Source organism: Maribellus sp. YY47 (genome assembly GCF_023111095.1).
Taxonomy (GTDB): domain Bacteria; phylum Bacteroidota; class Bacteroidia; order Bacteroidales; family Prolixibacteraceae; genus Draconibacterium.
In genome coordinates, this window is the sequence record NZ_JALGYW010000028.1 from 25,191 (window position 1) to 46,622 (window position 21,432).

The following is a 21,432-nucleotide window of genomic DNA, read 5'->3' on the forward strand; positions in this document are numbered from 1 at the left end:
CAAATTAAATTGCGCGGTTTGTATCAAAGTTTTCTAAAATGTCAGCAATGCGGCGCAGGAATGCTCCACCCAAAGCACCATCAATAATACGGTGATCGTATGACAACGACAGGAACATTTTGTGACGAATTGCAATTACATCGCCGGTTGGTGTTTCCAAAACGGCCGGTTTTTTCTCGATAATACCTGTTGCCAGAATTGCTACCTGGGGCTGGTTAATAATTGGCGTTCCGATAATATTTCCAAACGAACCAAAATTTGTGATCGTAAAAGTTCCTCCCTGAATATCAGAAGGATCGAGTTTGTTGGTACGTGCAGCGGTAGCCAAGCGGTTCAACTCTTTTGTTATACCAATCAGGTTACGTTGCTCGGTATTTTTGATTACCGGCACAATCAGGTTGCCATCGGGTTTTGCCACCGCAATGCCAACGTTTATATCTTTTTTAAGAATGATCCGGTCTCCGTCAACTGAAGAGTTGACCATCGGGAATTCAGCTAATGCCATAGCCACGGCTTCAGTAAATACGGGCATAAAAGTGATCTTTTCGCCATATTTTTGCTGGAAAGCATCTTTGTTTTTGTTTCTCCAAAACACCAGTTCAGTAACATCTGCTTCAACAATCGATGTTACGTGAGGAGAAACCTGTTTCGACATCACCATGTGATCAGCAATGAGCTTCCGGATACGATCCATTTCAATTACCTGGTCGCCTGCACCAACAGAAACCGGTGCCGGAGCTTTGCGTTCAACTGCAGTAGCTGCCTTTGGCGCTGAAACCTGAACTGATGGAGCAGCAGGAGCAGCTTTAATTTCCGGTTCCGCACCTTTATTTTCGAGGTAGGCCAGAATATCTTTTTTCTGAACACGCCCGCTTGCCCCGGATCCTTCAATCGATTCCAGTTCTTCAAGCGAAACGTTTTCCTGTTTAGCAATTGTTTTTACCAACGGCGAATAAAAACGGTTGGATAGTTTGCGGCTGTCGTCAACCGAACTTTCTTTTACATCAGCCTGATTTTCTGCTTTCTCAGCTTTTACTTCAGCTACAGAAGCTTCTTCTGCCGACTCTTCCACTTCGCCATCTAAACTAACCACTGCCAGTACTTCCCCAACAGCCACAAGACTGTCTTCGGGATATAAGATCTTTGTAATAACTCCGTCAACCGGAGAGGGAATTTCAGAGTCCACTTTATCGGTGGCCACTTCAAATAACATGTCATCTTCTTCAATTGTATCTCCCTCTTTTACAAACCATTTGGTGATTGTTCCTTCCTGGATACTTTCACCTAACTTGGGCATTACGATGTTAAAACTTGCCATACTATTAGATTCTTTAATTATATTATTTTGCTATTTGCAGTTTCTATAACGAAATTAAAATTGAAATGTTCACATTGCAATTTCATTTCGCAGCAAAAATATAACTAATAGAAAGCTCCCCCTAAAAGAGAGCAATAAAAAACACTAAATAGTATTTATCTCTTATAGATTTTATTGAAGAAGTTAACTGCGACCGCAGCTATCTCTTTTGAATATAAGTGAATTGAAAGTATAATTGGTCCAATACAAATGTACACAAGCGTAATTACATTTGTAATCCACCGACTAAATCATTTACATTCTGAATGTTATGACGATCCATATACTCTTCCAACTCCTTGATAATTTGAACAGCAAGCAAAGGATCTTTGAAAACTGCGGTACCAATTTGTACAACCGAAGCACCTGCCAGCATAAACTCAATAGCATCGGCAGCATTCATAATACCTCCCATTCCAATTACAGGAATTTTTACGGCATTGGCTACCTGCCATACCATCCGAAGCGCAATTGGCTTGATCGCCGGCCCCGATAAACCACCGGTTATGGTCGAAAGCTTAGGTTTGCGGGTTTCCGCATCAATCGCCATCCCCAGAAAGGTGTTTACCAACGATACTGCATCAGCTCCCTGGCGCTCAACAGCCTTTGCAATTTCGCTAATGTCTGTGACGTTCGGCGATAATTTAACGATCAGGGTTTTATCGTACACCTTGCGAACTTCACGGGTTACCATCTCCGCTCCCGGGCAACTTACCCCAAAAGCCATCCCTCCTTCTTTAACATTCGGACAGGAAATGTTTAATTCGATACCACGAATCTTGTCCAGCTCGTTAACTCTCTCGGTCAAAGCAATATAATCTTCAACAGTTGAACCGTTAACATTAATAATTAACTGCGTATCGTAATCCTTGATTTCCGGATAAATATTTTCGATAAAATAGTCGATCCCTTTATTCTGAAGCCCCACAGCGTTTAGCATTCCCGCAGGAGTTTCGGCCATCCTGGGGTATGCATTCCCATCCCGGTTTTTAAGCGTGCTTCCTTTCAGAAAAAATCCCCCAACAATTGACGGATCAAAAAAATCGGCCATTTCACGCGCAAAACCACAGGTACCTGATGCCAGGGTTATCGGATTTTTAAACTCCAGATCGTGTATTTTAACCTTTAAATCTACCATTTCAAATCTTTAATATTAAACACCGGTCCATCTGTACATACACATAAGTTACCTTTTTGAGTCGGTTCAATACAGCACAGGCAAACTCCAAAGCCGCAAGCCATAAGATTTTCAAGCGAAACTTCACAAAAAACATCTTCAGCTTTTGCCACTTTAGCAATGGCACGCATCATTCCGTCAGGTCCGCAGGCATATATTTTGTCATATTTACGCAGACCGCTGGTAAAAACCGAATGCTGAGTTACAAAGCCTTTCTCGCCCTTCGAACCATCTTCTGTAGCATAATGAAGTTGTGCATATTTAGAGTAGTGTTCCACATCAATATGATCCTCTTTTGTACGCGCGCCAAGTAATACATCAACCTGCGTTTTATCTAAACCAGCTTCTTTAGCCAGGAATAACATAGGAGCTACACCGCTTCCGCCACCAATCAATAATACTTTATCGGTTGAAGACGGATAAGTGAAACTTTTCCCCAAAGGATAGACTAAACTAACCTGGTTTCCGGGTTCAATTTCAGTGAGTTTTTTCGATCCTCGTCCAAGTATTTTAACGATCATTGAAAGTGTATTTTCTTTTTGATCGACTTCAAATATTGAAAAGGGGCGACGCAAAAATATTTCTTTTGAATCGTTAATTTCGACATTAACGAATTGCCCGGGAAATATGGGCGGCAGAGTAGAATCACTCTTTACTTTTATCAGAAAATTGGTAGCATTCAGAGGTTTATTTTCGACTACCACAAAATTAGCTACGAATTTTTTTGTCATGCGCTTCATTTTGCGGGCAAAGATAATAGATTATTCTGCTTGGATAAATAAAAAAGACCGTCGGAAACGGCCTTATATCGAAATTTATAATTAGATAAAAAATAAAGGGTCTTGTTTTATACGATACAAATGTAACCATTATTTTTACATCTGCAAATTATTTTCATTTTTTTCAACAATAAAACACACATTCCTATAAAAACCAGAAAGGCCACTATTACTAGTGGCCCAAGCGACTTCTGGATTTATCAACTAAAAATTGGGTTTGTAAAAATTATATCGTGTCTATCATCTTGTCTTTGTTCTTCGTTGTAATTTGATTACGCAACAAATGTAAATACTTAAATTTACATATGCAAACTTTCTGTTGTTTATTTTTGTGAATTTTCAAGTAATTTTTCAATTGTCCGCTTTTTGTGTTTGTTTACATTTGTGCATCAAGAATAAATGCTGGGGATATTGGATGCTCCAGTCAATCAAAGAATAACATTAGACTAATTGTGTAGTATTAATTGCGTTGATATATAAATATATATAGTATATACAAAAAAAACAGAAAGACCAATGGAATATTAGTCTTTCTGTTCTCCTTCCTTTACCCTTGAAATAAGTAAAGGCAATAAAATTTGACTTACAAAAGTTCTCTACAACAACAACTAGTTACAAATGTATGTATTTGATTTTACATTTCCAACAACTATAATTTTAAGTATTCAACGAAATGAAAACCAAAAACATTAGGAGTAAAAAACATCTATCTGTTTTTATGCGTAGTGAAAGTACCATCTTTGTATATCAGTATCACTTTTTCAATGGCATCTGAAGAGAAGACAGACTTTACAACAGGATCTGATTTAACCTTGGTTATTTGTTCCTGGATCATAGGTTCTTCAACCGGCTCTTTCTTTACTTCATGAGGTTTCTCCTCTTCTGCAGCAGGTTTTGCGTCTTTAGCACTATTCTCGATCATTTCCCCGGCACCTGTCAATAGCCATCGGGCATCCAGGTCAGGAAATACGGTAAGCATCTTTTCAATGAAAGCCGCGCCCGGCTTATTTCTGCCATTAAGTATATGAGAGATGTTGGAACGCTGTACATCTAACATCAATGCCAGTTCTCCCGCATTAATGCTTTTGTAATCCATATACTCTTTGATTCGATCTTTCATTTTTTCATAATTAGATTAACACTTGGCAATCCAATTAAGTTGTGCGTCCAGTTAATCATCGCTTTAATATCTACAAATGTAACACTATTTTTCACTTCACCAATTAATCGCACAATAAAAATGATACATAATTACGACAAATATCCAAGCACCAACAAACAATACACCTCATATAAAAACCGCAAATAACTAGTATATAGGCATATATATATCTGTCGTGCAAGTGATTTTTATTCTTTTTTATTTATATGTAATCACTATAGAAGTAAAGAACTTTAATTAATGTTCTTAATGTACTGATATAAAGAACTATAAAACAATTGATGTTAGTATGTGTGAAAGATTTTATGTACTGTTTAATCGATAACAGATATTATACAATTGTATTTTATATCTGTGAATCATCACACCTGTCTCCTATTTTTATATATGAATAATGTAAACCATGTATTAAAAAACGACATCACATAAGTAATGCCCCTAAATACATATGTATATTATAGCTATTTACACTTTTATTCTGTTACAAAGTCTATGAATTACAAAAGTAATTGAAGCCTAGTCTAGCATTGCTGTTCAGAAAACCGAATGCTGTCTAAAAATTTCTTATTGTTTGGCCTGGCATCTCTCTTATGGATAAAACAGCATTGGAATACTCTCAACGGAATTCATTCAGTATTTATGCGCAGCATTAAAAAACGGCTTCTCGCCTGCGTCCGGTTCAAATTATATTTAACGAAAGACTTATGTTTATGATCAATGGGGCGTGATTTCAAAAATATTCAATTCTCAGGGACTTAAAAACTGTAATTTTTAAAGATAATCAACAATAAATGTGAACATTACGAATGAACTTAACTCGTTGTATTTTGAAACCAGAAAATTCAAACGGTCACTTTTTCGCCATATTTTCAAAAAATGTTACAGAGATGAGAAGTCAACCGATAAAAGCAACGCAACGTTCGTATGTTTAATCTCGGGTAAGTAAGAAACACGACCTCCAATTTGTACCGGAGCATAAAACCGAAGGAAATTTACGTCACCCAACAATTCTACCCCGCAGGAAGAAATGTTTTGAGAAAAGGATCCGGTCACCTGGCCGTTCGAATAATAATTGCGAATCATATAAGCGTAATCGAAAAATACCGAAGCTGTGATTCTTTTTATATAGCTCAGACCACCGATGCTTAAATCGGGATAAAGCAAGGGAAATTTATAATCGATATTGCCGACCACCATTTCTCTGGTTGAAATTCGTCTCCAGCCACGGGGAAACCGAATATCGTCAGAGTAACTAAAATGATCGCCGTTGATGCGTTTCTGTCCGCCTCCGTATAACCTCAATCCGTGATTCGCTTTTAGTCCCGGTAAATACATAATTCCTTCTCCACTTAATAAACTCCCTAAATCGTTGTCGCCAAGAGGAGAATGAATATAGCTTCCGTCCAGGATAAGACCAAAGTCGGGCAAAACATCCTGATAACTGCTTTTGCGGATCTGATGATAATACATCCGGTAAGTGAACGATTTATAGGTACCCCCCGGAAATGCATCGGGAGCGTTTACACCTGTTTTGTAATTTGTATAGTCGAAACCTAATTCGGGCTGCAACAAGCGGTAGTAGATTCCACGGGTTAAATTTACCGGAAACTGAATGGTGGTACTTAAATTATTCTCTGTCCAATCATAACTTTTAACTGTTGTATCTCTCGAAACAACCTGCCCATTTCTAGTGTATTCCGTAATCTGACTGTATTGAGACGAGCGTTTACCCTGACTAAGTTCAACATCGATTACCGGATACCATCCTTTGTAAATAAAATGCGCATACAAATCTCCGTTGTTTTCCCCGGTATTCCACCTGTATCCCAAAACTGTTTCAGCCGTACCCAGCTTATTTTGAGACATTACGCTTACCCCCGACTGAAATTCGTAACTGTAGGGATCGACAAAAACCGGAGCCCAACTGTGGAATTTGAAAAGATGTGCCGCCTTGCTGTAATTTTCAGAAGCATATCGCGCCGTGTCGTCGCTGGCACTGAGATCAGGTATTCCCATCTCCTGACCGGCCAGCGCACCGGCTAAAGGATACTCTTCTTTTTCCACCTGTTTTATTTGCTGAGGCTGCAAATCCAAAGGTTTTATAAGGCGGTAACCGTCGGCGGTATAGTCGCTCAGCAATATTTCCCCGGTAGAACTAATGGCGGGGTAAGCAGCGCCAAAGCGCGGCTCGAAAAGTTGTTCCACCTTGCTGGTTGCGAGATCGAACGAGTAAAGTGCATCTTTTCCTGAGTATCCACAAATAAAATAAAGTTGATTGTTTCGGATCCGAAGTTGCTTGATTTCACCCAGGTCCTGATCCAGAAGAATACTGAATTTTTTCTTTTCAAGATCAATCTTTGCCAAACGTTTACCATGATTGGTTAGCAAAACAACAATCGCTTCATTATCATTTAACCACTGCGGCGACAAAAAATAGTTGTTCTCCGGTGTCTGATAACGGCTCATCATTTTACCCGATACCAAATCATAAACAGTGAGATAATAATTACTCGAGAAATCAGCTTCAACCACCAATATTTTATCGTGTGCAAATGAAAGTACGGGAGCAAAAGCTTTGTATTCGGTTTTTAGACTCCTTTTTTGCTTTGTCTTTATATTGAAGAGCTGAATGACTGAACGCCCGCTGTGTGACCAGCGAAGGTCTGGAATTTGTTCCGACCATACTATCCATTCTCCCGCATAACTCACCGATTCATCAAATATAGTCCCGGGACGATGAAGCACCTCTTCGCGGCCCGGCATATCGATCTTAACAAAGGCGGCAATGTCATCGAAACTGGTTTTGTAAGAAACCATTTCTCGGTCGTTTAGCCAATGGTTGTATTGATAATTGCTGTATTTTTCCGACGGTTTCGAAATTTTCAAACTTGCCAGTTCCTTATACAAAGCATCTTCTGCTTTCCACACCCGGGCCAAACTGTCAAACACCGACTGATACAGTTCCACCTTGTTCAATCCGGTTTCCGACCGAAGGGCTGAATTAAACGGCGTAAGTGAAAATGGTTTGTCTCCCACACGCTGCAACACTTTTTCCCACAATTCAGAACCATAGCGCTCGCGTGCATTTCCCACCAAATAATAGCCCAGATTATAATGATTGGGAACATATTCTTTGTACGATCCCAGGTAAGCTTTGTCGTACGAATCGATTCCGTTTTTCACGGCCAAAGCACGGTGCTCCATCAGAAAAGAAGGCAGTCGTCCCCGACCATACGAACTGAGCGCCGTTTCGGTAACTACCGCATCGCCTTCAATAAACCACCAGGGCAAATAAGCGCCAAAAACCAGGGCTGTTCCCTGTTCACCCAACAGCAGTTTGATGATCTTTGGCAATTCTGAATTGATCTTGTCGATCTGGACAACATGCCGGAATTCGTGAACCGCTAATTGCTCCAACCAGTCGAGCGGAAAAATTGCCTGATGTGGCGTGGTGTAAAACTCGGAGCGTTTGGGCGCATAAGCCACCAAACCATTCGAATTTACGGTTTGCGTGTGCAAAATCACCGATATTTTTTTCGGCCGGTACTTCAGCGAATAACTGGCATAAGCATAAACTTTCTCCAATTTTTGCCCCAGGAGCTGTGCCTGACTTTCATAATAAACAGGATAAATAAGCTGAAAATTTTCGGTATTGATCTGCCGCCATTTTATCGAAGAAGGATCCTGTCCGGTTTGAAAATATTGCGCCTTCGCTACAGATACCGTTAGTAAAAACAGAAATAGGAGTAGTTTTTTCATGCTTGCGTAAATTGACACCCAAAATACTCAAAGCAATTCAAAAAAAAACAAAAGCCCGGAAAAATCCGGGCCTTTTGCTTGCTTTTGTTTTTTGTTTTAAATCTATTGCTCGTTAACACCGAGTATCGGAATTGGATTATCATCTTCAGACTGGTTTAGCACCGACTGATAAAATGTAGCGAAAGCTGAATGCCTCCACATCCGTGCAAAAATGATCCCCACAAAGAATACAATCAAACCACCGATGGCAATAAAGAACGACAGAATCAACATTCCAAATATCTCCCATCCGTGACCACGACTCATCTGCCAGCTTTTTTCGATCGCTTTCATTGCTTCCAAATTTTTATCCATAACCAGATAGGGTACGAATATCAGTCTGCACAATACAATAATCCCGGGAACGATGAGCATTATGGTTCCTACGGCCACCAGGGCTAACACAATGAGGTTGGCCAGTATAATATTCAGGTAGTTTTTGCGAAACCCTTCAAACAATGTTTTTATTTCTGCTTCTTCGCCACGCATTGCATGTAGAAACATCAAATCGCGGCCGTATTTAATCACGGGTAGAAATAAGAAAGCGTAGGCCAAACCAAACAGGGCCGCCGGCAATAAAATCAAGCCGGTAAAAAGCGAACTGTGATCATTGAATTTTAATCCTGCCGAAGGGCCGTTTAGCAGTCCCATAATGATGACTGCCACAAACAGTATCAGAAAAGATTTTCCAAACATGGTGCGCCATCCGTAGCTAAAACTTCCACCAATTGATGGAACCTGGTTGTAATAATATTCGTTTTCCATTTTTTTAGATTTTAAATTGTTTCTGAACGTTGTTTTTTGTTTTTGCTGAATCAAAGCTACGGCATCTGCCAAAAATTTCCTTCCTACTAAAGTTGGATTTCCTAAATTCACTACTTTCGTAGTTAGCTGTAAATACAGGTAGTTCGTAAAATTGCACAACACTACTTTAGTTCCAGAACCATGTGGCTCGAAAATCTTGTTTACATTATCGCATTTATCATATCCGGTGGAATGACGGCACTGGGAATTCTTACTGCCATCCAGTTGTACCAGGCAGAAAAGAAGCCCGTAATGGCCATGCTGCTTTATCACCAGATCTTTCTTTTTTCATTTTTGATTTACAGTGTATGGGGAAACGCGGCCCTGCATCTTTTGCTCAACGACCTGCAACTTAGCACCGAGCTTAGCTCCAAACTGGCGTTTTTCTTTCCAATGATTGGAATTCCGTTTATGGTGGTGAGCTGGTTTATGTTATTGAAATTTTCAATCCTGGAAAACGGTCATACCATCAAACCGCTGTTTGCCTTTCTCTTTTTCCCGGTTTTAGCCCTGTTGGTTTTCCTGATTGATTTTTTAATCTACACCGGAATTATTGTGATGCCTCCCAATGCTACCCTCTTTGTTATTCGAATTTTGATCGCCCTGAATTTGCTGATACATCTCCTTTTTATGCTACCCTTTTTTATTTCATCAAAACAAAAGCATCTCAGCACGAAATCAGGATTTGGGAAAAATCAAGCCCTTTTCTACCTGATGACAGTCATCGTCTATTCGGCAGCAATGAGCTTTTTCAACCTTTTCGACTATATCTCGGAAGGCATTGCTATTGTATTGCTTTTTGCCTCCGGAATTTTTATTCCGGTAACCATCAGGTTAAACCAGAAACCGGCTTCTTCTGAAATAAATATGGATTTTGAAGCTTTTTGCGCCAATTATGAAATATCCAGACGGGAAGCAGAAATCATACTCGAAATTTGCAAAGGCCACAGCAACAAGATGATTGCAGACCGGCTTTTTATTACGCTGCAAACCGTGAAAGACCACAACCACCGCATTTTTACCAAAACCGGAGTAAAAAGCCGGGTGCAACTGGCCAACCTGGTTCGCGAAAAAACCGGAAATTAAGTTCGTTAATCCACTTCTTCTTTTAAGGCAATCAAAACCGTTGTTGAAGCTTCGAATTAAATATAGAAAACGAACTTTCGGCAATCAAAATCTCATGGCTGTTCCACCTCAGTTTTACTCGTCAAAAAACAGATCTTCTTTAAGCTTTTCGATGCGATCTAAGGCATACGAAATGTTCTTTCCGGCTTCACCCGCTTCTTTAATGTAGATGTTGTAGTAGTTCATTGCCAACGTTTTATTGGAGTTAAACTCTTCATAGGTCGTGGCAATTTCGAATAATACTTCCACTTTCCCGGGATTCAGTTCCAGGGCTTTATTCAGTGCATCGATCGATTCTTTAAACATGCGTTGTTGCCCAAAAATTTGCCCCAGGTGATGATACATTTCGGCAACATAATCGGGGGTAGAAGCATCGATTGCCCATTGCATCAACTTCCCGGCCTGTTCAAAATCTTTCATTTTTTTGTAGCACAAACTTTGGTAGTAGATGACCAATGCATCGTTCGGATTGACTTGATTCAGTTTATTGAAAATTTCAAGCGCTTTATCCTCAAAACCGGCAAAATAGGTGGCAATCCCATAGTTCATTTCAACATCGTACGGCACCTGCTCTTCCACTTCTTTATACTTCTCAAATGCGATCATTGCCGGGCCATAGCGTTTGGTGGCATAAAAAAACATCGCTTTTTCGAGCAGCAAATCCGGATCGGCAGGGAACTGAGCCAGCCCTCTTTCGATGACGGCCATTATCCGGTTGCCATCTTTTCCGGTACTGTAGCAATTAATCAGATTTAGATACGAAGTGTAGTCACGTGGATTGGCGAAGAGCACCTTTTCGTACAAATGAATTGCTTCTTCTCGCCTTGCTGCTTTAAATGCACAATATGCCAGTTGCTTGTTCCAGAACACATTGGAAGAGTCGCGCGCATAAATCGAAGAAAAAACATCGTAGGCATTTTTATGGTCTTTCAGGTTGATATAAACACGGCCCAGTTTTCCGGCCAGCACCAGGTCATTCGGAGCCAGACTCACTGCTTTTTTATAAAATGAAACCGCATCCTGGTTATTTCCCAAAATCGCAAAACTCTCGGCAGTTTCTCCCAGCATTGTTACGTTCTCCGGTTCGTACATCAGTCCTTCAGAAAACGCAGCTACAGCCTGCTGGTAATCTTGTAAATTCTGAAAAACAACTCCTTTCTTCAGGTACAATTCGGCAGATGGTGATTTTTCCAGTTGCTTATTGATTTCAGCAAGCGCCCGGGGGTAATTTTTACTGATAATCAACTGATCGATTGAATGCTGAGCTTCAGATAGAAACGGAAGCATCAGTAAGCTTAGCAAAAGACATTTAAACGGGTGTGTCATGAGTGTTTATTTTTAAGTTGATGATAAAAGCCTGAACTTCATATTGCTACTTTAGTTTCTGTAAGTCTTATTTTTAAGCATGAAGGCCGAAGAAAACCGAAATTTACTTCGGACTCCATGCTTCAGTATTCCGGTCAACAAGCAATTAATTCATCCATTTTCAAAAGGATGATAACCGAAATGTTTCCTATGCTTTGTGGTTAAATTCCATCCAAATTTCCACTTCACCTATGTGAATGAACTGTATTTTTAAGCCTTTTTTATTGCAACACAAAATTGATGGGAACCGTGTAACTTACATTTACCGGTTCGCCCCGTTGTATTCCTGGCTTCCACTGAGGCAAAGTATTCACCACCCGCAAAGCCTCCTTATCAAGCACGGGATCAACCCCTCGGGCAATACGGGCATTCTTTACAAAGCCATCTTTCCCGACTACAAAGGTCACATACACCTTTCCCTGAATTCCGTTTTCCTGCGCGAGTACCGGGTACTTCACCGAATTTGCAATGTATTTACGCAAACCATTTTCTCCTCCGGGAAAAACCGGCATATCTTCAACGATCAGAAAAACCTGGTCCAGTTCTTCATTTCTGGCATAAATTGAATTTGGCGCTTCTTCACTCCACATATAAGTATTTCCCAAACTGTCTTTTGATACCCGAATGTTACCGGCCGACAGAATATCTTCCACTTTTTTAATATCCACATCATCGCCCAATAGCTTAATTTTTCCGTCTTCCACCGAAATTTGCAAAGAAGCGGCCTTTTCAGCTGCCGACTCCACTTCGATCGTTTCCTTATTCTCGCAGGCAAAAACAGTTACCAATGCGACAATACTAATTGCACCGGCCAGGTATTTTATGTTAGCCAGTTTTGATGATTTTATTCCTGATATCATTTTTATACGTTTTTTAATTAATGATGAATTGAAATGATTAGCAACTTCAGGTTGCAGGCCCAGTACCTGGTTCAGCAGCAACTGTTTGTAACGGCCGGCATTAACACCTGAACTCAAGACAGCGCGATCGGCGAGAAATTCATGGTTTTCGCGAATCACCTTTTTTAAAATCCACATAAATGGATTGAACCACTGCAGAACCGTCAGCACCTCCAGAATAAGAACATCAAAGGTATGTCCCTGGCGTATGTGTTCCATTTCGTGCGCCAGCACTTCTTTGTAATCGTTGTCCTCTCTTCGGTGCGGATTAATAAATACATAATTGAGGAAAGAAAACGGACTCATTTCCTTTTCCAGCAGCACAAATTTAATCCTGCCACTTGCCTGAACCGGATTTCTTCGAATCAGCGCGAAAACCTGTGCCAATTTCAATCCTAAACGGAGGGTAAAAAACAGCAGTCCCAGCAGATAGCCAAAAATGATCAATCGGCTCGAACTAATTGTATTTACTACTGTTCCGGAAAAATCCTGTCCATAAATAGTTACTGCCTCCAACAAATTTTTGTACGGGGTAACGGTAACTTCGGCCAGCAGAATGGGCTGGCCTTCGTAAACCCGAAAATGCAGGAAGGGCAGCAGCACTGAAAAAGCCACCGAAACCAGCAGGAAAAAACGGTTGAGTCGAAAGAAAGTTTCCTTCCTCAAAAACAGAATGTAAATAAGCGAGAGTAACGCAAGGCTCACTCCCGACTCCACCAGAAAGTTAACTGCGCTGTTCATTTTCGTCAGTATTTTCGGTTTCAAGATCACGTTTCACATCTTCCATTAACTCGTCCAGCTCCGAAATACTCATGTTGTCTTCGCGGGCAAAAAACGAAACCATTTCCTGAAAAGAGCCACTAAAGTAGTTGCGCATAAAATTTTTCATAAAGGTCCGCGTATATTCCTTTCGGCTTACCAAAGGAAAATATTCATGAGTTTTTCCGTAGGCATAGTGCCCCACAAAGCCTTTTTTCTCCAAAATCCGAATAATGGTTGACACCGTATTATAGGCAGGCTTGGGATCTTCCATCATTTCTACTATGTCTTTTACAAATGCTTTTTCAAGCTTCCATAAAAATTGCATCACCTGTTCTTCAGCTTTTGTTAGCTCTTTCATACCCTAAAATTTTGTACATCTTTCTCTATCAAAAACTATACCTAAGACGTTAGTCTTGTAACTATTTTTTTAGTTATAGTAAATAAATTTTTTTAGCTCAATGCAAAACTAATAGGAAGAGTGTACTTTACATTTACAGGTTTTCCTTCTACTTTCCCGGGAGTCCACTTTTTTAAAAGCTTAACCACCCGAAGAGATTCATTATCCAAGTCGGTGTCAACGCTCCGCGATATTTTTGCCTGGGTTACTGTGCCTGTTTTATCTATGATAAACTCGACATACACTTTTCCCTGAATACCTTTTTCCTGGGCTTTCACCGGATACTTGACATTGTCGCTAATAAATTTGAACAAAGCTTCCTCTCCTCCGGGATAAACCGGTTGTTCATCTACTTCCGTAAAAACCTTATCCTTGTTTTTATCGGTTTTTTGTGCCTGGACAGCAAACGTTGCCACAAAGCACATTAGAATAAAAAATAAACTTGTTTTCATACCATTACGATTTAATTAAACACTCTATATCTCCTACTATTTAAAGTTGAAAATTGCTCATTAAAGGTTCTTAACCATTCCCTATTAATCAAACAATATTGTTTTACATTCGCTTTAACAAACATATAACTAATTTCTTAGTTTTCAAACTAAAAAATTAGTTATGTGGTATTTCTTTCTTAAAACAGAATCGTATATTACTATCTATTAATCCATTAGTAATTAAAACTAATTCTGCAACTGGAAATTAATGATAGCGGTGTAGTATACTTTGACCTTTTTACCTCCTTGCATGGCAGGTTTAAACCTGGGCAAACTCTGAATAACACGTATGGCTTCTGCATCAAGAGAAGTATCCACTGAACGTCCAACGGTTACATTGATGGCATCTCCGTTTTGATCAACCACAAAGTTGATATAAACTTTTCCCTGTACCCCGTTTTCCTGGGCAATAATGGGGTATTTTACGTGATCACTGATGTATTTGTACAGCGAGCGTTCGCCTCCGGGGAATTCAGCAGGTATTTCCACAGAATTGACAAATATCTTTTCTTCCTCCTCTTCCGGAGGATTTGTGGCCACCACCGGCAAATCAAGAACCAGCGGATCTTCGGGTTCCGCAAAATCGAAGTTCGGATCGATAACCTCAACGCCGTCTTTTACGATGTTAATAATTTCGATGGTTTTGGGTTGTTCAGGTTCCGGAAGTTGCTCTTTGGGCTCTTTTACAATGGGAGCAATTTCATCTTCTATTACATAAACAGGAGTTCCGCCGGCTAGAGTGGCTTTTCGTGGCTGAGTGGTCCATTCGAAGGCTGTGAAAACCAGGCCGAGTGCTGCGACCAATCCGATTAAGAAGAATGTGCTTCTTTTTCCTTCCAAATCTGCTTTCAATGATTTTTTTCGTTTCATGACTCTTAAAAATTTGGTTTAACAATACTTTTACCGCTCAGTTTGTTATACCATTCTTTCAAATCAATTGAACATCAACAGATAATGAATTAACATAAATCTGTATGTTGAAATGACTGATTCACGAAAAAAACAACTTGAATTGAACCGATGATCTCCTGACTTTTTCCTCTCCGCAGGTTCTTTTCATTAAACACTTTTTAACAATAACTATGCCGAGATATAAGAAGTGTTCTTAGTGTTCGAACCCATGCAAAATCTGCTGGCCAGCAATTAAATCAAATTTCAATTATAAAGCTGTCTTTATCGTCAAGCAGTGGAAAGCTTTTTCTGAATTTGTGAAGATCGCTGTAAGAAATTTCAAAAGTTTGCACACTCTCCTCTTCGGGCATAAAATCGGCAAAGCCTTTAGGCGAAACACAAGCCGAATTACCTTTGTAACTTAATCCGGCACCATCGGAACCCGAGCGGTTAATCCCGACGCAGTAACATTGGTTTTCGATAGCACGTGCAACTAACAGGTTCTTCCACACATGATGGCGGGGAGACGGCCAGTTGGCCATGTAAATCAACACATCGTAATCTTCGGCATTCCGCGCCCACACCGGGAAACGCAGATCGTAGCAAATCAGCGGGCAAAACTTCCATCCTTTGTACTCAATTATGGTTTTCGAGCGTCCGGCTTCGTAATAAAGGTGCTCCTTCCCCATGGTATATAAATGCCGTTTATCGTAGCTCTTCACTTCCCCATCGGGAAAAACCCATACGGCCCGGTTATAAATAAGTCCGTTTTCTTCAACAATCAAACTGCCCACCACCGATGCATCTTTTTCCTTCGCGATATTTTTCATCCAACTTATTGTCGGCCCATTCATTGGTTCTTTATGTTTTTCAGGATTCATTGAAAAACCGGTTGTGAACATTTCAGGGAGAACGATCAAATCGGGTTGAATTACATCTCCGATCAAACGGGAATATTTTTCCAGGTTCGCAGTTATATTTTCCCAAATGATATCAGGCTGAATGATCGTGATTTTTAGATTTTCCATGGTAGTTATATAATGCTTTTCGTTCTTTATTAATAAAACCATACCGGATTATGCTTCAATAAAACAACGCTATAAAACTATTCTGAAGACAAATTCCGGGTTAGCTGTTCAACTGGTATAAAAGTAGAACATAATAACCAGAGTTTCGTTGCTTGTTAAACTTATTCTCTGCAACTGGTGTCCGCGTAATAAAATGCAAATCCAAAAAACAAAATAACGGCGTAAACGGTGCCCAGGCGCTTTTACCATTTATAGAAAGTAACACGCGAAAAACAAACTCATGCTTTATATGCGAATCATCACAGGTAAAATTGCAGTAACATCCCCGCCCGGCCCATCTTTTTCAATGAACAGGTATTTCTTCTTGTTTTCAGGTAAACCCCAACAAAACTCATAATTCACAAACGCTGTACTTTTTATCTTCACTCCTATTAATTAAGAAACGAAACCGCGCGGCATAGTGCAAGAATAGAAACATAATGACCATAAAAATGGATTACGGCGACATCATCAGCGAGATATTTGAAGCGGTTAAAAACGGAGAAAACACAGGCGAAGTGGCACAGTACATACCGGAGTTATCGGGGGTCGATCCGGAAAAATTCGGCGTTTATCTGACCACTCTTTACGGCAAAGGCTTTGGGACCGGCGACTGTGAAACCCGTTTTTCCATCCAAAGTATTTCAAAGGTTTTGTCACTGAGCCTTGCCTACGGTATTTTGGGCGATAAAATCTGGGAACGCGTCGGCGTTGAACCGTCGGGAACGCCATTCAATTCGCTCATTCAGCTGGAAACCGACAACGGCATTCCGCGTAACCCGTTGATCAACGGAGGTGCGCTCGTAATATGCGACATGCTCATAAGCGAACTCAAAGATGCTCCTGTTGATTTTCTGGCCTTCGTCCGTAAACTGAGTAAAAACTCCGGTCTGGAGTATTCTGCCGGAATTGCCCGCTCTGAAAAGTCAGTGGGTTACCGGAATATTGCGCTTTGCAACTTTATCAAATCGTATGGCAACATTCGGAACGAACCTGACGAAGTGCTCGATTTCTACTTTAACATGTGTTCGCTCGAAATGAACTGCCGCGAACTGACCCAAACCTTCATGTACCTGGTAGATACCCATCATGTGATCAGCAACAGCGCTACTTTGTTAAATATGAGCCAGACCAAACGCTTAAATGCCCTGATGCAAACCTGCGGCTTTTATGACGAATCGGGTGAATTCTCGTTTAAGGTGGGATTACCCGGGAAAAGTGGTGTTGGAGGCGGCATTGTGGCCATTCATCCCGAAAAATACTGTATTGCCGTGTGGAGCCCGAAACTCAACCTCAAAGGAAATTCGTACCGTGGCATGAAGTTTCTGGAATTATTCACCACCCGCACCGAATTATCGATATTTTAAACCAGCGAGACCTCTGTCCCAACAAGTCGAAGCAATGTTTCCTGTTTGTTATTTGTCATTCATCAAATTAGGAATAGTTTGTAATTATAACAACATTTTCAGAGTAAACCTGTTTTTAGCAGAGTAATAGGATGTAGATTTAAACGTTGAATCATTTGAATCGCATACCGAAAAGAATTACCTGTAAATGAGAGCAAGTATATTTTTATTAATTCCACTGTTTCTTTTTATGTTGCTGGTAGATTTTTACACCTTCCGCGGCATAAATCCACTGATCGCCCGAATCAGATTTTCGGTAATCAGAAAAGCCTTTAGAATTTTATTCTGGGGCATTTCGCTGATCGTTTTCGCAGGTTTTTGCCTTTTTATGTTTGGAATAAAACACGTAAAACAATCAGATGCCTACATATACGTGGGCTACCTGGTGGCTGGTTTTGCGTTGTTCTACATACCCAAGTTTGTATTTATACTTTTCGTCCTGCTTAAGGACATTCAAAGAGTGACAATGGGAACCATCCAATGGTTCAGAGGGAGAAAGAAAAAGAGTGTACCACAGTTAAACGCGACGAAAAAAATGGAGAGATCCGAATTTTTGTACCAAATGGGCCTGTTTATAGCGGCCATTCCGTTTGCCTCCATTCTGTACGGAGTGACAAAGGGGAAATTCAATTTCAGGGTGATGCGCGAAAGGATCAGTTTTGACAATCTTCCGGCATCGTTTAAGGGTTTAAAAATCGTTCATATTTCCGACATGCACCTGGGAAGTTTTAACCGAAAGTTCGACCAGGTGTCCAAAGCAGTGGAACTGATAAACGAGCAGGAACCCGACCTGATTTTGTTTACCGGCGACCTGGTAAATAACTTTGCGGAAGAAACCGAAGATTGGGCACCGGTTTTATCAAAAATGCAAGCCAGAATAGGGAAATATTCGATTTTGGGAAATCACGATTACGGCGATTATTCGGAATGGAAGTCGCCTGCAGAAAAAGAGAAAAACCTGGATGCCATCAAAAGGTTTCATAAAAAAATGGGCTTTCGTTTACTACTGAACGAGTCAGAAAACATTCGGATCGACGATGAAGAAATTGCATTGATCGGTGTCGAAAACTGGGGCAAACCTCCGTTTCCGCAACATGGTGATCTGAAAAAAGCGACAACAGGAATTGATGCGAATCGATTTAAATTACTGATGAGTCACGATCCTTCGCACTGGGATGCCGAGGTTTTGGACAAAACCAATATCGATCTAACTTTTTCGGGACATACACACGGCATGCAGTTTGGAATTGAACGTGCCGGGATAAAATGGAGTCCGGTTCAATACAAATATCCTCGCTGGGGAGGCTTGTACAATGAACGCAAACAATACCTATACGTAAACAGAGGTTTTGGCTACATTGGTTTTCCTGGAAGAATTGGGATGCCACCTGAAATTACGGTGATTGAGTTGGTTTAAACGGACTTGTTTTATATCATAAAAAGAAATACTTTTGGTATATACAATTCATCAGAAATGAAAACAGTTTCACTCAAAATAGACGACTCAATTTTTGGAGATACTGAAGAAATACTCCGGGAAATTAAAAAGCCAAGAAACCGTTACATCAACGAAGCATTGGAATTTTATAATAAGATTCAAAAACGCCGATTGATTGAAGAGAAATTAAGAAAAGAATCAAAACTTGTGAAAGACGATTCAATGTCTGTTTTGAAGGATTTTGAAGAGATTGAAGATGTCGATTAGTCAATACGAAATATGGATTGCTGATTTAAGTCCACAAATTGGAACAGAACCCGGGAAAACGAGGCCGGTTTTAATTGTTCAAACCAATCTGCTAAATAAAATTCCGCATCCATCAACAATTATCTGCCCGATCACCACTAATGTTCACAAAAAATCGGAAATACTTAGAATCCATTTGGAAACAGGTCAGTCAGGCTTGCATGAAGATTGTGATGTAATGATGGACCAAATCAGAGCAATTGATAACAAACGATTGATAAAAAGATTAGGTAAATTGCCCGATAATCTTATTGACACCGTTAAAGAAAATCTGTCAATTGTATTGGATTTGTAAGCCATCCTTGATAAAATTCAGTGAGTATCAACTCACGTTATTTTAAAACAAAAAACCGCTCTCCAAACGAAGAACGGTTTTCCTATTTTATAAAAATCTATTAAAGCGCTTTAAAAAAGTCGTTTCCTTTGTCGTCAACAATAATAAATGCAGGGAAATTCTCTACTTTTATCTTACGAACAGCTTCCATACCCAGCTCAGGGAAATCAACCACTTCAACTGATTTAATACTGTTTTTTGCCAGAATAGCGGCTGGTCCTCCAATCGAACCAAGGTAGAAACCACCATGCTTTTTACAGGCGTCGGTTACAGCCTGCGAACGGTTTCCTTTGGCCAGCATAATCATCGAACCGCCGTGATCCTGGAATTCGTCCACATACGGATCCATACGGCCAGCTGTTGTCGGACCAAAGCTACCTGAAGCCATTCCTTTTGGTGTTTTGGCAGGTCCGGCATAATATACCGGGTGGTTTTTGAAATATTCCGGCATTGGTTTGCCTTCATCCAGCATTTTCTTGATTTGCGCATGCGCAATGTCGCGGGCAACAATCAAGGTACCGTTCAAATTCAAACGTGTTTTAATCGGATATTTTGTCAATTCTTTTAATACTTCTTCCATCGGACGATCGAGGTCGATATCCACTGCAGGCTGCATAGCCGGAGCTTTTGAAGGAAGGAAACGTGCCGGATTTTTCTCCAGCTGTTCCAGGAAGATTCCGTCTTCAGTAATTTTTGCCTTAATGTTTCGGTCGGCGCTACAGCTAACACCCAAACCAACCGGACAGGAAGCAGCGTGACGCGGCAAACGGATCACCTTCACATCGTGCACAAAATATTTTCCACCAAACTGAGCACCTACTCCACTTTCCTGGCAGATTTTAGTTACTTTTTCTTCCCACTCCAAATCACGGAAAGCTTGACCGCCTTCGTTTCCTTCGGTTGGCAAATGATCAAAATAACCTGCCGACGCTTTTTTCACAGCAGCCAGTGTAGCTTCGGCTGAAGTTCCACCGATAACCAATGCCAGGTGATACGGAGGACAGGCTGAAGTACCCAAATCCATAATTTTATCTTTTACAAATTTGGTCAGGTTTTCTTCGGTTAGTAACGATTTGGTTTGCTGGTACAAGTAAGTTTTATTACCCGAACCACCACCTTTGGTCAGAAACAGAAATTCATATTTATTTCCCTGCTCAGCATAAAGGTCGATCTGGGCTGGAAGGTTGGTGCCTGTATTTTTCTCGTCGAACATAGTAAACGGAACTACCTGCGAATAACGGAGGTTCCGCTCGTCGTAGGTTTCAAAAATTCCTTTTGACAAATATTCGGCATCGTTGGCGCCGGTGTATACATCCTCGCCTTTTTTCCCTATTACAATCGCTGTTCCCGTGTCCTGACAGGTTGGAAGTTCACCTTCGGCCGAAACAGCCTGGTTCATTAACATGGTGTGTGCCACAAAGCGGTCGTTGTCGGTTGCTTCCGGATCTTCCAGAATTTTAGCCAGCTTTTCCAAATGGGCAGCACGCAGGAAAAAAGAAACATCGGTAAAAGCTTCTTTCGCGAGTACTTCCAACGCTTTTGGCTCTACTTTCAGAATTTTTCGGCCATCTATTTCAACGGTAGATACGTAATCCTTTGTAATTAAACGGTATTCCGTATCGTCTTTTAAAATGGGAAATGGTTTTTGATATTTAAAATCTGCCATAGCAAAATCGGTTTAAAATGAAATTTATTCAAAGATAAAACTATTCATCGGTTTGTCTTTCTTTTGAGCTTTTGTAAACAATAAATTTAAAGTAGTGGGACGCTAATTTGGGGGCAGCAGTTACTGGAGAAAGAACTGAGATACTCTGGCATGTGGTTTTTACCATTGGAGGTTTTACCTGTTATTGTTGACGATTTTTGGACAA

Annotated in this window: 18 protein-coding genes; 5 read left to right on the top strand and 13 right to left on the bottom strand. The window is 40.4% G+C overall.

Translation table 11 applies throughout. The features are described from left to right. Positions 1 to 4 precede the first annotated feature (4 nt). From MR764_RS18165 to MR764_RS18190, 6 genes are all read right to left on the bottom strand, one after another. Positions 5 to 1,318, bottom strand: a complete 1,314-nt coding sequence (locus MR764_RS18165; protein ID WP_247980877.1) for a dihydrolipoamide acetyltransferase family protein — start codon at positions 1,316 to 1,318, stop codon at positions 5 to 7. Positions 1,319 to 1,583: 265 nt separating this feature from the next. Next, entirely contained in the window at positions 1,584 to 2,495 is a 912-nt protein-coding gene (locus MR764_RS18170) for a dihydroorotate dehydrogenase (RefSeq protein ID WP_247980878.1), read from the bottom strand. Continuing rightward, positions 2,489 to 3,265, bottom strand: a complete 777-nt coding sequence (locus MR764_RS18175; protein ID WP_247980879.1) for a dihydroorotate dehydrogenase electron transfer subunit — start codon at positions 3,263 to 3,265, stop codon at positions 2,489 to 2,491. Before MR764_RS18175 ends, MR764_RS18170 begins: the two co-directional genes overlap by 7 nt. Positions 3,266 to 4,019: 754 nt before the next feature. After that, entirely contained in the window at positions 4,020 to 4,433 is a 414-nt protein-coding gene (locus MR764_RS18180; RefSeq protein ID WP_247980880.1) for a helix-turn-helix transcriptional regulator, read from the bottom strand. A 921-nt stretch (positions 4,434 to 5,354) separates the two neighbouring features. Further along, a complete protein-coding gene (locus MR764_RS18185) occupies positions 5,355 to 8,234 on the bottom strand; it encodes a hypothetical protein (RefSeq protein ID WP_247980881.1) in 2,880 nt (959 codons plus the stop codon). 102 nt (positions 8,235 to 8,336) lie between these two features. Beyond that, positions 8,337 to 9,038, bottom strand: a complete 702-nt coding sequence (locus MR764_RS18190) for a DUF975 family protein (protein ID WP_247980882.1) — start codon at positions 9,036 to 9,038, stop codon at positions 8,337 to 8,339. Between the two features lie 180 nt (positions 9,039 to 9,218). On the opposite strand from MR764_RS18190, the gene MR764_RS18195 reads away from it, so the two are divergent. Then, entirely contained in the window at positions 9,219 to 10,163 is a 945-nt protein-coding gene (locus MR764_RS18195; RefSeq protein ID WP_247980883.1) for a LuxR C-terminal-related transcriptional regulator, read from the top strand. 114 nt (positions 10,164 to 10,277) lie between these two features. Here MR764_RS18195 and MR764_RS18200 read toward each other — a convergent pair whose 3' ends face one another. The 6 genes from MR764_RS18200 to MR764_RS18225 form a co-directional block, all read right to left on the bottom strand. Further along, the gene (locus MR764_RS18200) at positions 10,278 to 11,528 is read right to left on the bottom strand and encodes a tetratricopeptide repeat protein (RefSeq protein WP_247980884.1); all 1,251 of its coding nucleotides are present in this window, start codon (positions 11,526 to 11,528) and stop codon (positions 10,278 to 10,280) included. A 260-nt stretch (positions 11,529 to 11,788) separates the two neighbouring features. After that, positions 11,789 to 13,207: a M56 family metallopeptidase gene (locus MR764_RS18205; RefSeq protein ID WP_247980885.1), complete on the bottom strand. Its 1,419-nt coding sequence runs from the start codon at positions 13,205 to 13,207 to the stop codon at positions 11,789 to 11,791. Continuing rightward, positions 13,191 to 13,586: a BlaI/MecI/CopY family transcriptional regulator gene (locus MR764_RS18210; RefSeq protein ID WP_247980886.1), complete on the bottom strand. Its 396-nt coding sequence runs from the start codon at positions 13,584 to 13,586 to the stop codon at positions 13,191 to 13,193. The genes MR764_RS18205 and MR764_RS18210 overlap by 17 nt, the downstream gene beginning before the upstream one ends. Before the next feature lie 92 nt (positions 13,587 to 13,678). After that, the gene (locus tag MR764_RS18215) at positions 13,679 to 14,077 is read right to left on the bottom strand and encodes an energy transducer TonB (protein ID WP_247980887.1); all 399 of its coding nucleotides are present in this window, start codon (positions 14,075 to 14,077) and stop codon (positions 13,679 to 13,681) included. 228 nt (positions 14,078 to 14,305) lie between these two features. Then, positions 14,306 to 14,989 carry an energy transducer TonB gene (locus tag MR764_RS18220; RefSeq protein WP_247980888.1) on the bottom strand — a complete coding sequence of 228 codons (684 nt, stop codon included), beginning with the start codon at positions 14,987 to 14,989 and terminating at the stop codon, positions 14,306 to 14,308. A gap of 278 nt (positions 14,990 to 15,267) precedes the next feature. Continuing rightward, complete coding sequence (locus MR764_RS18225) at positions 15,268 to 16,038, bottom strand: amidohydrolase (RefSeq protein WP_247980889.1); 771 nt, start codon at positions 16,036 to 16,038, stop codon at positions 15,268 to 15,270. Between the two features lie 479 nt (positions 16,039 to 16,517). On the opposite strand from MR764_RS18225, the gene MR764_RS18230 reads away from it, so the two are divergent. The 4 genes from MR764_RS18230 (at position 16,518) to MR764_RS18245 (ending at position 19,522) form a co-directional block, all read left to right on the top strand. Then, positions 16,518 to 17,444: a glutaminase gene (locus MR764_RS18230; protein ID WP_247980890.1), complete on the top strand. Its 927-nt coding sequence runs from the start codon at positions 16,518 to 16,520 to the stop codon at positions 17,442 to 17,444. A 187-nt stretch (positions 17,445 to 17,631) separates the two neighbouring features. Continuing rightward, positions 17,632 to 18,900 (top strand): metallophosphoesterase, encoded by a 1,269-nt coding sequence (locus MR764_RS18235; RefSeq protein WP_247980891.1) that lies wholly within the window; start codon positions 17,632 to 17,634, stop codon positions 18,898 to 18,900. A 57-nt stretch (positions 18,901 to 18,957) separates the two neighbouring features. Next, a complete protein-coding gene (locus MR764_RS18240; protein ID WP_247980892.1) occupies positions 18,958 to 19,188 on the top strand; it encodes a hypothetical protein in 231 nt (76 codons plus the stop codon). Then, positions 19,178 to 19,522 carry a type II toxin-antitoxin system PemK/MazF family toxin gene (locus MR764_RS18245; protein ID WP_247980893.1) on the top strand — a complete coding sequence of 115 codons (345 nt, stop codon included), beginning with the start codon at positions 19,178 to 19,180 and terminating at the stop codon, positions 19,520 to 19,522. Before MR764_RS18240 ends, MR764_RS18245 begins: the two co-directional genes overlap by 11 nt. Positions 19,523 to 19,622: 100 nt before the next feature. On the opposite strand, the gene MR764_RS18250 is transcribed toward MR764_RS18245, so the two are convergent. Beyond that, a complete protein-coding gene (locus MR764_RS18250; protein ID WP_247980894.1) occupies positions 19,623 to 21,227 on the bottom strand; it encodes a fumarate hydratase in 1,605 nt (534 codons plus the stop codon). Positions 21,228 to 21,432: the final 205 nt, after the last annotated feature.

Bases quoted from the DNA above. Each gene is read 5' to 3' on its own strand.
- MR764_RS18165 (WP_247980877.1), bottom strand. From the start codon at position 1,318: ATGGCAAGTTTTAACATCGTAATGCCCAAGTTAGGTGAAAGTATCCAG.
- MR764_RS18170 (WP_247980878.1), bottom strand. From the start codon at position 2,495: ATGGTAGATTTAAAGGTTAAAATACACGATCTGGAGTTTAAAAATCCG.
- MR764_RS18175 (WP_247980879.1), bottom strand. From the start codon at position 3,265: ATGACAAAAAAATTCGTAGCTAATTTTGTGGTAGTCGAAAATAAACCT.
- MR764_RS18180 (WP_247980880.1), bottom strand. From the start codon at position 4,433: ATGAAAGATCGAATCAAAGAGTATATGGATTACAAAAGCATTAATGCG.
- MR764_RS18185 (WP_247980881.1), bottom strand. From the start codon at position 8,234: ATGAAAAAACTACTCCTATTTCTGTTTTTACTAACGGTATCTGTAGCG.
- MR764_RS18190 (WP_247980882.1), bottom strand. From the start codon at position 9,038: ATGGAAAACGAATATTATTACAACCAGGTTCCATCAATTGGTGGAAGT.
- MR764_RS18195 (WP_247980883.1), top strand. From the start codon at position 9,219: ATGTGGCTCGAAAATCTTGTTTACATTATCGCATTTATCATATCCGGT.
- MR764_RS18200 (WP_247980884.1), bottom strand. From the start codon at position 11,528: ATGACACACCCGTTTAAATGTCTTTTGCTAAGCTTACTGATGCTTCCG.
- MR764_RS18205 (WP_247980885.1), bottom strand. From the start codon at position 13,207: ATGAACAGCGCAGTTAACTTTCTGGTGGAGTCGGGAGTGAGCCTTGCG.
- MR764_RS18210 (WP_247980886.1), bottom strand. From the start codon at position 13,586: ATGAAAGAGCTAACAAAAGCTGAAGAACAGGTGATGCAATTTTTATGG.
- MR764_RS18215 (WP_247980887.1), bottom strand. From the start codon at position 14,077: ATGAAAACAAGTTTATTTTTTATTCTAATGTGCTTTGTGGCAACGTTT.
- MR764_RS18220 (WP_247980888.1), bottom strand. From the start codon at position 14,989: ATGAAACGAAAAAAATCATTGAAAGCAGATTTGGAAGGAAAAAGAAGC.
- MR764_RS18225 (WP_247980889.1), bottom strand. From the start codon at position 16,038: ATGGAAAATCTAAAAATCACGATCATTCAGCCTGATATCATTTGGGAA.
- MR764_RS18230 (WP_247980890.1), top strand. From the start codon at position 16,518: ATGACCATAAAAATGGATTACGGCGACATCATCAGCGAGATATTTGAA.
- MR764_RS18235 (WP_247980891.1), top strand. From the start codon at position 17,632: ATGAGAGCAAGTATATTTTTATTAATTCCACTGTTTCTTTTTATGTTG.
- MR764_RS18240 (WP_247980892.1), top strand. From the start codon at position 18,958: ATGAAAACAGTTTCACTCAAAATAGACGACTCAATTTTTGGAGATACT.
- MR764_RS18245 (WP_247980893.1), top strand. From the start codon at position 19,178: ATGTCGATTAGTCAATACGAAATATGGATTGCTGATTTAAGTCCACAA.
- MR764_RS18250 (WP_247980894.1), bottom strand. From the start codon at position 21,227: ATGGCAGATTTTAAATATCAAAAACCATTTCCCATTTTAAAAGACGAT.